The following is a 12,662-nucleotide window of genomic DNA, read 5'->3' as shown; positions in this document are numbered from 1 at the left end:
AAGCGGCACAGCCCGGAAGCGATCATCGCAATGGTCGAGGCCGCGGGGCTGCGCGGCCGCGGCGGCGCGGGCTTCCCGACCGCCAACAAATGGCGCTTCATGCGCGCCGGCAGCGAGAGAGCCGGTCCGGGTGCGCGCTATTTGTGCGTCAACGGCGATGAGACCGAACCGGGCTCGTTCAAGGACCGGCTGTTGATGGAGGCGCTGCCGCATCAGCTGATCGAGGGCGCGACCATCGCTGCTTACGCGATCGGCGCCACCGAAGTGATCATCCTGGTCCGCGACGAGTATCGCGCCGCTGCCGCTGCGCTGAGCCGCGCAATTGCCGAAGCGGAAGCGAGCGGCCTGCTCGGACGCGACATTCTCGGCTCCGGTTTCGATCTGACGATGCGAGTCCATGCCTCGGCCGGCCGTTACATCGTCGGCGAAGAGACCGCACTGATCGCTGCGATCGAGGGCGAGCGTCCGGTGCCGCGGCATCGCCCGCCTTATCCGGCGGTCAGCGGCCTGTGGGGCCGGCCGACCACGGTCAACAATGTCGAGACGCTGTCGTCGGTGCCGTCGATCATCGAGAACGGCGCCGACTGGTATCGTTCGCTGTCGTTCACCGACGAAGGCGGCACCAAGCTGTACGGCATCTCCGGCTGCGTCGAGCGTCCGCAACTGATCGAAGCGCCGATGGGGTCGACCGCGCGTGAGCTGCTGCACCGCGCCGGCGGCATTCGCAATGGCCGCGCGCTGCTGGCGTTCCAGCCCGGCGGCGGCGCCACCGCGTTCTTCGAGAAGGCCGAGCTCGACGTGCCGCTCGATTTCACCAACGCAAAAAAAGCCGGCAGTTCGCTCGGCACTGGCGCGCTGATCGTGTTCGACGATCGCGCTTGTCCGGTGGCGGCGATCGGACGCCATATGCGGTTCTACGCGCGCGAGAGCTGCGGCCTGTGCACGCCATGCCGCGACGGCCTGCCGTGGGTATCGAAGCTGCTCGACACGCTCGAAGCCGGCAAGGGCACGCGCGCCGACATCGACCTGCTGCATCAGCACGTCGCGCTGTCCGGTCCATCGGGCCGCTCCTATTGCGACCTCAACACTGGCGCGCTGACGCCGCTGCGCAGCGGTCTCGAACGCTTCGGCGATATCTTCACGGCCCACCTGCAGGGCTTCTGTCCGGTGGGCCGCGCATGACCAAGAAGAAGATTGAGATCGACGGCCGCGTCATCGAAGCCAAGGACGGCGAGGATCTGCTGTCGGCGTGCCTGACCCATGGGATCGACGTGCCGTATTTCTGCTGGCATGGCGCGCTCGGCTCGGTCGGCGCCTGCCGGCAATGCGCCGTGAAGGTTTATGACGGTCCGGACGACAAAGAAGGCCGCATCGTCATGAGCTGCATGACGCCGGTCGCCGACGTCGAGCGGGTGTCGGTGAGCGATCCGGAAGCGGTGGCATTCCGCGCCCAGGTGATCGAGTGGCTGATGGTCAACCATCCGCACGATTGCCCGGTGTGCGAAGAGGCCGGCTCCTGCCATCTGCAGGACATGACGGTCGCCACCGGCCATATCGATCGCCGCTACAAATTCACCAAGCGCACCCATCGCAATCAGGATCTCGGGCCGCTGGTGACGCACGAGATGAACCGCTGCATCGCCTGCTATCGCTGCACCCGGTTCTATCGCGACTATGCGGGCGGCCGCGATCTCGACGCGTTCGGCGCCCACGACAACGTGTATTTCGGCCGCGCCGAGGACGGCCCGTTGGAGAGCCCGTTCGCCGGCAATCTCGCCGAAGTGTGTCCGACCGGCGTGTTCAACGACAAAGGCTGGTCGCGCGATTACGCGCGCAAATGGGACATGCGGGCGACGCCGTCGATCTGCCCGCATTGCTCGCTCGGTTGCAACATCCTGGTCGACCAGCGTGACGGCCGGGTGAAGCGGGTGCAGAACCGTTACCACGGCGCGCTCAACGGCTACTTCATCTGCGATCGCGGCCGCTACGGGCCGCTACACGTCGTCTCCGAGCATCGGCTGCGCCAGCCGTTGATCGATGGGATGCCTGCCAGCGAGCATGACGCCGCCTCGGCCGCGCATGCGATCGTCGCCGAAGGCGCAATCGGGATCGGTTCGCCGCGTGCGTCGCTGGAAGCCAACTACGCGCTGCAGCGCCTGGTCGGACCGGAGCGGTTCTTCGCCGGCGTGTCCGATCTCGAATCTAATCTGGTGCGCCGCATCGTCGAGATTTTGCGAGCAGGGCCTGCCAAGATCGCGTCGCTGCACGAGGTCGAGCACGCCGATGCCGTGCTGGTGCTCGGGGAAAATCTCACCGGCACCGCGCCGCGACTCGCGCTGGCGCTGCGGCAGACCGCACGCGGCGCCGAGCGCGAGCTCGCGGCGCAGAAGGGTGTGCACGCATTCCTCGATCCGGCGGTCCGCACCGCCGGCGAGGGGCGCCGCTCGCCGATCGTGCTGGCGACGCCGCTGCCTGATGCGCTCGACGATCTCGCCGCGCTGTCGCTGCGGCTCGATCCGCAAGGCGTCGCCGCATTCGGCGGCAGCGTTGCGTCTGCGCTCGGCGCAGGTGGCGTCGAGGAGGTCGAGGAGCATTCCGAAGCGGCGCGGGTGGCCGAAATTCTGGTGAACGCCGAACGGCCGCTGATTGTCGCCGGCTGTGCGCTGATGTCGGCCGAGATCATCGAAGCCGCGGCGCGCATTGTCGCGGCGCTCGGCGCCAAGGCACGGATCGTGCTGCTGGCGCCGGAAGCCAACAGCATCGGGCTGGCTCTGCTCGGCGGCGACGGCCTCGACAGCGCTGCCGCGCTGCTCAAACGCGGCGGTGCCAAGACCGCGATCGTGCTCGAGAACGATCTGTTCGACCGCGCGCCGCGCGCCAGTGTCGAGCGGCTGTTTGCCGCCGCAAAGGGCGTGGTCGCGCTGGACTCGATGGCCAATGAGACCACGGCGCGTGCCGCGGTCGCGCTGCCGGTGGCCCCGTTCACCGAGGCGACCGGCACCTTCGTCAATTATGAAGGCCGGGCGCAGCGCTTCTTCGCCGCGGTGGCGCCGCAGGAGTCCGCACCGGCAAGCTGGCGCCGGCTCGATGCGTTCGGCGCCGGCGACTGGCACGGGCTCGACGCGCTGATCGGCGATCTGATCGTCGAGCGTCCCGATCTCGTCGCGGTGGCCGACGCCGCGCCGGGCGAAGATTTCGGAATGGCCGACGGCAAAGTCACCCGCGCGCCGCGGCCTTACACCGGCCGCACCGCGGACGATCGCGCCGGACAATTCGCCGATGCGGTGATCCCGGTCGATCAGGATGGGCCGCTGACGTTCGGCATCAAGGGCGCGCGTGGCACCGCGGTGCCGACGCCGCTGATCACCAGCTACAAGACCTCCGGCCTGCATTCGGCCAACAACGTCACGCGTTTCTTGGAAGAAGTCGGTGGTCCGCTGCGCGGCGGCGATCCCGGCGCCTTGCTGATCAAGCCGGGCGAAGCGTCTCTGCCTGACGCCGTGTCGCAACGGGGTGAGGCCGGCGAGGGGCTTTGGCTGATCCCGCTGCACGACGCCTTCACCGGCGGCGAGCTGAGCCGCGCCAGTGCGCTACTTGCTGCGCGCCGGCCGGCGCCGCGCCTGCTGCTGCATCCGGACGATGCGGCGCTGCATGGTTTCCGTGACGGCGCTGCGGTGCAGGTCGACGGCAAGCCCTGCGCGCCGGTGGTGACGCTCGACGCAACGGTGCCGCGCGGCACTGTGGTGATCAGCGCCGGCTCGTGCCAGCCGCGCGGTCCGCTGCGCCGGGTCAAGGTGGAGGCGGCGCCATGATCGGGATGATCATCACCGCCACCATCTCGGTCGCGCTCATCATGGCTCTGCTGGTGCTCGCCGGCACCTTCACCTGGGTGGAGCGGCGGCTGCTCGGCTTCGTGCAGGAGCGCTACGGGCCGAACCGCGTCGGCCCGTTCGGGGCGCTGCAATGGGTCGCCGACACGGTGAAGATCCTCACCAAGGAAGATCGGCCGCCGCCGGGCGCCGACAAGCTGCTCTACATCCTGGCGCCGGCCGTCGCCGCGACGCCGGTGCTCGCCGGCTTCGGCGTGGTGGCGATCGGTGACGGCTGGGCGCTGTCCTCGGTCGATGTCGGACTGTTGTTCCTGCTGGGCATGCTGGGGCTGACGGCTTATGCCGCCGTGCTCGGCGCCTGGGCGTCGAACAACCGGTTCTCGCTACTCGGCGGCATGCGTGCCGCGGCGCAGATGCTGGCCTATGAGGTGTTCCTCGGCCTGACGCTGATGGGCGTGGTGATGATCGCCGGCTCGTTCTCGATGGCCGAGATCGTCGAGGCGCAGCGCGGCGTCTGGTTCGTGGTGGTGCAGCCACTCGGCGCGGTGCTGTTCACCATCGCGGGCGTTGCGGCTGCGCACCGGCTGCCGTTCGACCTGCCGGAATCCGAGAACGATCTGATCGCCGGCTTCATCACCGAATACACCGGCATGTCGTTCGGCCTGTTCTTCCTCGGCGAATATCTCGCGGTGCTGCTGGTGTCGGCCCTGGCAGTGACGCTGTTCTTCGGCGGCTGGCTCGGTCCGTGGCTGCCCGGCCCGGTCTGGTTCGGGCTCAAGACCGCGGTGATCGCGGTCGCGTTCGTCTGGATCCGCGCCACGCTGCCGCGGCCGCGCTACGACCAGCTGCTGAGCTTCGCCTGGAAGGTGGCGCTGCCGCTGTCGCTGCTCAATCTGATGCTGACCGGCATCGTCGTCGTGGCGAGGAGTGCGTCATGATCGGATTCGGATGGCTCGAAGCCCTCTTGCGGGTCGGCCGCAAGCTGTTCGTCAAACCGGAAACGCAGCTCTATCCGGAAGTGAAGCCGAAGCTGTATCCGCGCGCCCGCGGCCGGATCGTGCTGACCCGCGATCCGGACGGCCAGGAGCGCTGCGTCGCCTGCAATCTGTGCGCGACGGTCTGCCCGGTCGGCTGCATCGATCTTTCCAAGGCGGTGGCCGATGACGGCCGCTGGTATCCGGAACACTTTCGCGTCAACTTCGCGCGCTGCATCTTCTGCGGCTTCTGCGAAGACGCCTGTCCGACGGCGGCGATCCAGCTGACGCCGGACTATGAATTGTCGGAATGGCGCCGCGACGCGCTGGTGTACGAGAAGCACGACCTTCTGATCTCCGGCGAAGGCAAGGTGCGCGGCTATCGCTACTGGTCGTTCGCCGGCAAGGCGATTCCCGGCAAGGACAAGGGCGAGGCCGAACACGAGGCGCCGCCGGTGAACCTGAAGGGGCTGCTGCCATGAGTTCGCTGCTTGCGATCTATGCCGGCGCCTTCGCGCTGATCTCGGCGGCGCTGTCGGTGACGCGACCGAACGCGGTACACTCGCTGCTTTATCTAGTAGTGACGCTGCTGGCGCTGGCGGTGTGCTTCTTCGCGCTCGGCGCCGCATTCGCGGCCGTGCTGCTGATCATGATCTATGCCGGCGCTATCGTTGTGCTGTTCGTATTTGTGGTGATGACGCTGCCGATCTCGCCGGAGGCGATCACCCGCGAGCGCGCGCTGCTGCGCCGCGCTTGGCCGTTACCGGTTCTGATGTCGGTGCTGATCGTCGCGCCCTTCGTGTTCGGCGAAATCGGCCTGAAGGCCACCGGCCAGCCGGCGCCGGTGTCGGCCCAGGAGGTCGGCAAGCTGCTGTTCGGGCCGTGGGCGCTGGCGGTCGAACTCGCGTCGCTGCTGCTGCTCGCCGGTCTGATCGGCGTTCGCCACATCGGTCGCAGCGACCGCAGCCCGAGGAGCGGATCATGACCGGCTCCGATCTGATCGGCATCATGATCCTGGCCGCTGGCCTGTTCGCGATCGGCGTGTTCGGTGTGCTGGCGCGCCGCGGCATGCTGTTTCAGCTCGTCGCGCTGGAAGTCGCGCTCAGCGGTCCGGCGCTCGGCTTCATCGCCGCCGGCGCCTATCACGCCGATCCGGAAGGGCAGGGGATGTTCATCCTGGTGCTGACGCTGGCCGCCACCGAGGTCGCGGTCGGGCTGGCGCTGTTCCTGCGGCTGCGCCGCCTCACCGGCACCGACGACAGCGATGCCATCAGCGGGCTGAAGGGCTGAGCATGGCGCATCTGCTTCCCTTCGTCCCGGTGCCGGCGCTGCTCGGCTTCGTGATTTTGTCGCTGGTCCCGGTGCCGCTGTCGCGCGCCGCGGTGATCGCGCTCGGCGTCGGCGCCGCGGTGCTGCCGGCGATCCTGTTCTTCCCGGTCGGGCTGTCCTGCATCGAAGGCGTCTGCGTCGCCGGCGCGGTGGTGCCGATCCTGTCGATCGACACCGGCGTATTCGTCGCGCAGATCGCGATGTCGATGGATCCGCTCAGCATGGTCACTGGCGGCACGGTGGTGCTGGTCGGCGCATTGGTGCTGATCTATTCGGGCGCCTACATGGCGTCCGAGCCGCTGCCGGATCTGCGACGGTTCTTTGCGGTGATGAACCTGTTCCTGGCCGGCATGCTGGCGGTGGTGTTCGCAGCCGACGTCATCCTGCTGTTCCTGGGCTGGGAAACCATCGGTCTGTGCAGCTTCATGCTGATCGCGTTCTACGACAAGCTGCCGAAGGCGGTGGCGTCGGGGCGCAAGGCGCTGATCACCACCCGCGTCGCCGACAGCTTCCTGCTCGCCGGCCTGATGATGCTGTTCCTGAACGCCGGCACCACGCGGCTCGACGGCATGCTGGCCGCGGTGCCGGGCATCGATCCGTGGCGGCTGGCGCCGATCGCCTTCCTGATCGCGCTCGGCGCGCTCGGCAAATCGGCGCAGTTTCCATTCCACACCTGGCTGCCGAGCGCGATGGCCGGCCCGACGCCGGTGTCGGCGCTGCTGCACTCGGCCACCATGGTGGCGGCCGGCGTGATCCTGCTGGCGCGGCTGGCGCCGCTGTTCGCCGCCGCGCCGGAAATCTCCGCCATGGTGGCGATGCTCGGCATCCTCACCGCGGCGCTCGGCGCGCTGGTCGCGCTGATCCAGACCGACGTCAAGAAGCTGTTGGCATTCTCGACCATGAGCCAGATCGGCTTCATGGTGCTGGCGCTCGGCCTCGGCGCGCCGGCGGTGGCCCTGTCGCACTTTGCCATCCACGCGGTGTTCAAGTCGCTGCTGTTCCTCAGTGCCGGCGTGATGAGCCACGCCGCCGGCGGCTCGACCGCGATCGAGTCCTTGCGCGGCTCGCGCTATCGCCAGCCGCTGGCGTTCTGGAGCTTCGCAGTCGGCGCCGCCTCGCTCGCCGGCCTGCCGGTGATCACCGCCGGCTGGTACTCGAAGGAAGCCGTGCTCGCCGCGGTGTGGAGCAGCGGACCGTGGGGCGTCCCATTGTGGCTGCTGGCCGCGACCGCCGCGGTTCTGACCGGCGCTTACGCATTCCGCGTGGTGTTCGTTGCCGCCAGCCAGACCGCCGATCTCGCAGCTCCCGCTTGGGGCGGTCTCGCCGTGGTGGTGCCGCTGACGGTGTTGACGCTGGTTGCGGTGATCGGTGGCCTGTCGGTCGGCGCGCTGATCCAGTTCACCGGCGGCGCGACGGTGCATACGCCGTTGCTGCCGACGCTGCTCGGCGCCGCCGCGCCGATCCTCGGCGTGCTGCTGGCGCGGCAATTGGTCAAGCACCCGCAGGAGCTCGAGGCGCTGGCGAAGCGGATGCGCCACGTCCGCATCTTCCGGTTCGAGGTGCTGTACTACTATTACTTCGTCCGGCGCTTCCGCCGCGTCGCAACCGTGCTCGGCAATGCCGAAGGCACCGAGGCGGTGGCCGATGCCGTCGCGCTGCGCCGTGAGGGCGTTGACGTGCCCGGACTCGTCACCGACGATCCGCTCGGGCGCGGCGCCAGCCAGGTTCGCGGTATCCGCACCGACCTGATTACGCGCGCCACCGATGGTCAGACCCCGGTGGTGCGGATGGTGGCCGGCGATCCGGTCGGCCGATTGCTGATCGTCGTGGCCCGGCTGTTCGTCGGGTTCTTCGTGGCGCGCTTCAATCCGGACCGGATCGATCGCGCCTGGATGGGCCTGGCCGGCGGTGCCGGCCACGCCTGGGCGCTGGTGCGGCGGACGCAGACCGGCCGCGTCCGTGATCACTCGCTGTGGATCGCGCTCGGTTGCGCGGGACTTCTATTGTTTGCCTGGGGGACGTCATGGCGTTGATTGCGCTCATCCTGCTGCCTGCGATCGGCGGCCTCGTCGCATTCTTCGTCGCCGGCAAGGGCGAGCGTGAGCGTTGGGTCACGATCGCGACCTTCGCGCTGATGCTGGTGTTGCTGATCGCGGTGGTCGCCACCGGCGGCGATGGTCGCTGGTACGACAAGGTGTCGTATCCGTGGGTGCCGTCGTTCGGCATCTCGCTGGAATTCGCGATCGACGGCCTGTCGGCGACGATGATCGCGCTCGCCGCCGGGCTCGGCATCATCTCGGTGATGGCGTCTTGGAGCGAGATCCGCACTCAGTCCGGCTTGTTTCACGCCAGCCTGTGCTGGACCGTGGCGGCGACCGTCGGCGTGTTCCTGTCGTTCGACCTGCTGATCTTCGCGTTCTTCTGGGAAGCGATGCTGGTGCCAGCGTTCACGCTGATCGCGGTGTGGGGCCACGGCGACAAGGAAGGCGCCGCGCTGAAATTCCTGATCTTCAACGCGGCTGCCGGTTTCGGTCTGCTGGCGGCGTCGTTCGCGCTGGCGGCGATGGCCGATCACATGACGTTCAGCGCCTTCGAACTCGCCGAGATGAAGCTCTCGACGCCGGTTCAAGTGTGGATGCTGCTCGGCTTCTCGCTGGCCTTCATGGTCAAGCTGTCGGTGCCGCCGTTCCACGCCTGGCTGCCGGAGGCGCACACGCTGGCGCCGACAGCGGGCTCGATCCTGCTCGCCGGCCTGTTGCTGAAGACCGGCGCCTACGGGCTGTTCCGGTTCGCCCCGATGCTGTTTCCGGACGGGCTCGCCGCGGTCGCGCCCTACGGCATCGCGCTCGGCGCCGCCGGTGCGCTGTATGGCGGCCTCGTCGCCTGCGGCCAGAACGATGCCAAGCGGCTGGTCGCCTATACGTCGATCGCCCACATGTCGATCGTGCTGATGGGCATCGCCGCCGGCGTGCACTACGCGCTCGCCGGCGCCGCAGTCGAGATGATCGCGCACTCGTTCTCGGCCTCGGCGCTGTTTCTGCTGATCGGCGCGCTGTACGAACGCACCCATACGCGCGACCTGCGCCAGCTCGGCGGCCTGCAGCAGACCGCGCCGAAATTCGCCGCGGCGTTCGCGCTGTTCTGTTCGGCGCTGCTGGCGCTGCCCGGCACCGCCAACTTCGTCGGCGAGGCGCTGGTGATCGTCGGCATCTTCCAGGTCAATTGGGTGTTCGCGCTGCTCGCGCTGTCGACCCTAATCGTGTCGGTGATTTATGCCACGCGACTGCTCAAGGGGCTTGTATTCGGCCTGCCGCAGCCGAAGCCGCCGCTCGCCGACATGACTTGGCGGGAGTATTGGCCGATCCTGGTGATGGGCATCGGCACGCTGATCGTCGGCCTTTATCCGCAGAGCCTGCTGGCGCTGCTCGAGCCGGCCATCAAGGCCGCGCTGATCCACACGCCGTGATCGCCGCGCCATGACCGCAGCCCAATTCGCCGCGCTCTCGCCACTCGTGGTGCTGGCCATCGCCGCCGTCGCGGCGATGATGCTGGTGCCGCTGGCGCGGCTGCAAATCGTGCAGGCCTCCGCGGCGGTGGGGCTGGCGGTGGCCGCTGCGCTGGTGCTGCTGCGGATCGGTGCGCCGGCAGCGCCGATGGGCGCGCTGTTCACCGACGACGGTCCGGCGCGGTTCGGCATCGTGTTCGCGTGCCTAGTGTCGCTCGGCGCGCTGGTGTTTCTGCGCACCGGTCACCCCGCCAAGGAGGCGCCATCGCTCTTGGTGCTGGTGGCGATCGGCGCCGCGACCCTGGTCGGTGCCGGCCACGCTGCGACGCTGTTTCTTGGCATCGAGATCCTCAGCCTGTCGCTGATCGCCTTGTTCGCGTTTCGGCTGACCCGGCAGGGTCTGGAGGCCGCCTACAAATTTCTGGTGATGAGCGGGCTGGCGTCCTCGGCGCTGCTGCTCGGCATCGCGCTGATCTTCGCCGAGACCGGCGCGCTCGATTTCGCCGGCTGGGGCGGCCGCGGCGCGCTCACCGCGTTCGGCACGGCGCTGCTGCTCGCCGGCCTCGCGTTCAAGTTTTCGCTGGTGCCGTTCCATATGTGGACGCCGGATGCGTTCGAAGCCGCACCCGCCAGCGCCGCGACGCTGGCCGGCGTGGTGTCGAAATCGGCCGTCGCGATCGTGATCCTGCGGCTGGCACTGACCGCGCATCTGCCGGAGCCGGTGTGGAGCCAAGGGCTCGCCGCGCTCGGCGGCGCCTCGGTGCTGATCGGCAATCTCTTGGCGCTGCGGCAGCCGCAACTGCCGCGGATGCTCGGCTACTCGACCATCGCGCATTCCGGCTACATCGCGCTGATCATCGCCTCCGGCACGCCGCATGCTGGCGAGGCGGTGCTGTTCTATCTGGCGATCTACGCGCCGGCGATGCTGGGCGCGCTGTGCGTCGCCGCCGCGCTCGGTCGCGCGCCGACGCTGCCCGATCTGCACGGGCTGATGCAGCGTCGTCCGCTGGAAGCGGTCGCGCTGTCGCTGTCGCTATTGTCACTTGCCGGCCTACCGGCAGCCGGCGGCTTCATCGCCAAGCTGTTCCTGCTGCGCGTTCTGATCGATGGCGGGCTGTGGGTGCTGGTCGGGATCGTGGTCGCCGGCTCGTCGCTCGGCTTCTTCTACTACGCGAAGTTCTTCACAGCACCGTTCGTCGGCCACACGCACGACGAGTCCCAGCCGCTGCCGCAGCTCGATCGCGGCCTCTTGATCGTCTGCATCGCGCTGATCATCATCTTCGGCGTCGCCCCGGCCGGTCTGCTGAACGTGGTCACTGCGACGATGGCGCCGTAGGGTGGGTTAGCGCGGAGCGCGTAACCCACCGATCTACGTTTCGTCGAAAGCTGGTGGGTTACGGCGCGAGTGCGCCTAACCCACCCTACAGCTTTGTGCGTTACGCCGCGTTCGCCAGGCGTCCCGCGGCGAGGCCGCGGTCGAGGTCGGCGAGGATGTCGTCGATGTGTTCCAGGCCGATCGACAGCCGCACATAGCCGTCCGACACGCCGGTGGCGAGCTGCTCTTCGGTCGAGAGCTGCGAGTGAGTGGTCGAGGCCGGATGGATCGCAAGGCTGCGGGCGTCGCCGATATTGGCGACGTGATACAGCAGTTCGAGCGCGTCGATGAACTTGCGTCCGGCCTCGCGCCCGCCGGCGAGTTCGAAGCCGACCAGACCGCCGAACTTGCCCTGGAGATACTTCTCGGCGCGCTCGCGGGCGACGCCGCTCTGCTTCGACGGATGGATCACCTTCACGACTTCGGGGCGCTTCTCCAGATAATCGGCGACCTTCTGGGCGTTCTGGACGTGACGCTCGATCCGCAGCGGCAGCGTTTCCAGACCCTGAATGATCTGGAAGGCGTTGAACGGCGACAGCGCCGAGCCGAGGTCACGCAGCAGGGTGGTGCGGGCCTTGATGATGTAGGCGACGGGACCGATCGGCTTCACGGCCTCGACCCAGACCGCGCCGTGATAGCTCGGGTCCGGTGTGTTCAGCGCCGGCTGGCGCTGCGGGAATTGCTCCCACGGGAAGTTGCCGCCGTCGACGATCAGGCCGCCGATCGAGGTGCCGTGGCCGCCGAGATATTTGGTCGCCGAATACACCACGATCGCGGCGCCGTGTTCGAGCGGCTTCACCAGCAGCGGCGCTGCGGTGTTGTCGACGATCAGCGGGATGCCGTGCCGGCGGCCGATCGCGGCCACTTCCTCGATCGGAAACACCGCGAGCTTGGGATTCGGCAGCGTTTCGGCATAATAGGCGCGGGTGCGCTCGTCAGTGGCGCGCTCGAATGCCTGCGGATCGGACGGATCGACGAAGCGGACCTCGATGCCCTGGTCCTTCAGGGTGTTGGCGAACAGGTTCCAGGTGCCGCCATAGAGGTCGGTCGACGACACGACGTTGTCGCCGACACGGGCGAGGTTCTGAAGCGCAAAGGCCGATGCGGCCTGGCCGGACGCCACTGCGAGCGCGGCGACGCCGCCTTCGAGCGCAGCGACGCGCTGCTCCAGCACATCGGTCGTCGGGTTGCCGAGCCGGGTGTAGATGTTGCCGAGCTCCTTCAGCGCGAACAGGTTCGCGGCATGCTCGGTATCGCGGAATTGGTACGAGGTGGTCTGGAACAGCGGCACCGCCACCGAGCCGGTCGCCGGATCGGCGCGCCAGCCGGCATGCAACGCGAGAGTTTCGGGGTGGAGCTTCTGGGTCATGGCGACATCCTTCGGGCGATGAAAACCGGGCTGTGACCGCGTGCGCCGATGACGGCAACGCAGGTCCGCGGGCGTTCATCAGGACGCCCCAGGGAGCCCAAGTCAATCAATGGGTAGAAATAAAAATCTCCGTCTCGGCAATATGGCCATGACGGTGCGTTCATTCCTCGCCGATTGCGGGAATAAAGAGAAAAATTTTCCCATTGCCGGCAGTTGAGAAGCCCAGCGCGGGGACGGCTCCGGCGCAGACAGAAAAGGCCACCATCGCTGGCGGCCTGTC

General features: G+C 68.1%; 10 protein-coding genes. 9 read left to right on the top strand and 1 reads right to left on the bottom strand.

Features of this window, described 5'->3' with window-relative positions; translation table 11 throughout:
* From DY468_RS09625 to DY468_RS09585, 9 genes are all read left to right on the top strand, one after another.
* Nucleotides 1-1,182: complex I 51 kDa subunit family protein (locus tag DY468_RS09625; protein WP_164604590.1), on the top strand; the 1,182-nt coding region annotated here is incomplete at its 5' end.
* Entirely contained in the window at nucleotides 1,179-3,812 is a 2,634-nt protein-coding gene (nuoG, locus tag DY468_RS09620; RefSeq protein ID WP_164604589.1) for an NADH-quinone oxidoreductase subunit NuoG, read from the top strand. The genes DY468_RS09625 and nuoG, both read left to right, overlap by 4 nt.
* Entirely contained in the window at nucleotides 3,809-4,768 is a 960-nt protein-coding gene (nuoH, locus tag DY468_RS09615; RefSeq protein WP_164604588.1) for an NADH-quinone oxidoreductase subunit NuoH, read from the top strand. Before nuoG ends, nuoH begins: the two co-directional genes overlap by 4 nt.
* Nucleotides 4,765-5,286, top strand: coding sequence for an NADH-quinone oxidoreductase subunit NuoI (gene nuoI, locus DY468_RS09610; RefSeq protein WP_107345850.1), 522 nt, complete (start codon nucleotides 4,765-4,767; stop codon nucleotides 5,284-5,286). Before nuoH ends, nuoI begins: the two co-directional genes overlap by 4 nt.
* Entirely contained in the window at nucleotides 5,283-5,789 is a 507-nt protein-coding gene (locus tag DY468_RS09605; RefSeq protein ID WP_164604587.1) for an NADH-quinone oxidoreductase subunit J family protein, read from the top strand. Before nuoI ends, DY468_RS09605 begins: the two co-directional genes overlap by 4 nt.
* A complete protein-coding gene (gene nuoK / locus DY468_RS09600) occupies nucleotides 5,786-6,094 on the top strand; it encodes an NADH-quinone oxidoreductase subunit NuoK (protein WP_164604586.1) in 309 nt (102 codons plus the stop codon). The genes DY468_RS09605 and nuoK overlap by 4 nt, the downstream gene beginning before the upstream one ends.
* 2 nt (nucleotides 6,095-6,096) lie before the next feature.
* Complete coding sequence (locus DY468_RS09595; RefSeq protein WP_164604585.1) at nucleotides 6,097-8,166, top strand: NADH-quinone oxidoreductase subunit 5 family protein; 2,070 nt, start codon at nucleotides 6,097-6,099, stop codon at nucleotides 8,164-8,166.
* Entirely contained in the window at nucleotides 8,157-9,599 is a 1,443-nt protein-coding gene (locus DY468_RS09590; protein ID WP_164604584.1) for a complex I subunit 4 family protein, read from the top strand. The genes DY468_RS09595 and DY468_RS09590 overlap by 10 nt, the downstream gene beginning before the upstream one ends.
* A 10-nt stretch (nucleotides 9,600-9,609) precedes the next feature.
* Entirely contained in the window at nucleotides 9,610-10,974 is a 1,365-nt protein-coding gene (locus DY468_RS09585) for an NADH-quinone oxidoreductase subunit N (protein WP_164604583.1), read from the top strand.
* A gap of 100 nt (nucleotides 10,975-11,074) precedes the next feature.
* Here DY468_RS09585 and DY468_RS09580 read toward each other — a convergent pair whose 3' ends face one another.
* Complete coding sequence (locus DY468_RS09580; RefSeq protein ID WP_164604582.1) at nucleotides 11,075-12,382, bottom strand: O-acetylhomoserine aminocarboxypropyltransferase/cysteine synthase family protein; 1,308 nt, start codon at nucleotides 12,380-12,382, stop codon at nucleotides 11,075-11,077.
* Nucleotides 12,383-12,662: the final 280 nt, after the last annotated feature.

The organism is Rhodopseudomonas sp. BR0M22 (genome assembly GCF_010907035.1).
Classification (GTDB): domain Bacteria; phylum Pseudomonadota; class Alphaproteobacteria; order Rhizobiales; family Xanthobacteraceae; genus Rhodopseudomonas.
Note: the sequence above shows the minus strand (reverse complement) of the source record. Positions and strands in the feature narration are given on the sequence as shown.

What these genes read in the sequence shown, in the direction of transcription:
- DY468_RS09590 (WP_164604584.1), top strand. Translation starts at nt 8,157, where the DNA reads ATGGCGTTGATTGCGCTCATCCTGCTGCCTGCGATCGGCGGCCTCGTC.
- DY468_RS09580 (WP_164604582.1), bottom strand. Translation starts at nt 12,382, where the DNA reads ATGACCCAGAAGCTCCACCCCGAAACTCTCGCGTTGCATGCCGGCTGG.
- nuoI (WP_107345850.1), top strand. Translation starts at nt 4,765, where the DNA reads ATGATCGGATTCGGATGGCTCGAAGCCCTCTTGCGGGTCGGCCGCAAG.
- DY468_RS09585 (WP_164604583.1), top strand. Translation starts at nt 9,610, where the DNA reads ATGACCGCAGCCCAATTCGCCGCGCTCTCGCCACTCGTGGTGCTGGCC.
- DY468_RS09595 (WP_164604585.1), top strand. Translation starts at nt 6,097, where the DNA reads ATGGCGCATCTGCTTCCCTTCGTCCCGGTGCCGGCGCTGCTCGGCTTC.
- nuoK (WP_164604586.1), top strand. Translation starts at nt 5,786, where the DNA reads ATGACCGGCTCCGATCTGATCGGCATCATGATCCTGGCCGCTGGCCTG.
- nuoG (WP_164604589.1), top strand. Translation starts at nt 1,179, where the DNA reads ATGACCAAGAAGAAGATTGAGATCGACGGCCGCGTCATCGAAGCCAAG.
- DY468_RS09605 (WP_164604587.1), top strand. Translation starts at nt 5,283, where the DNA reads ATGAGTTCGCTGCTTGCGATCTATGCCGGCGCCTTCGCGCTGATCTCG.
- nuoH (WP_164604588.1), top strand. Translation starts at nt 3,809, where the DNA reads ATGATCGGGATGATCATCACCGCCACCATCTCGGTCGCGCTCATCATG.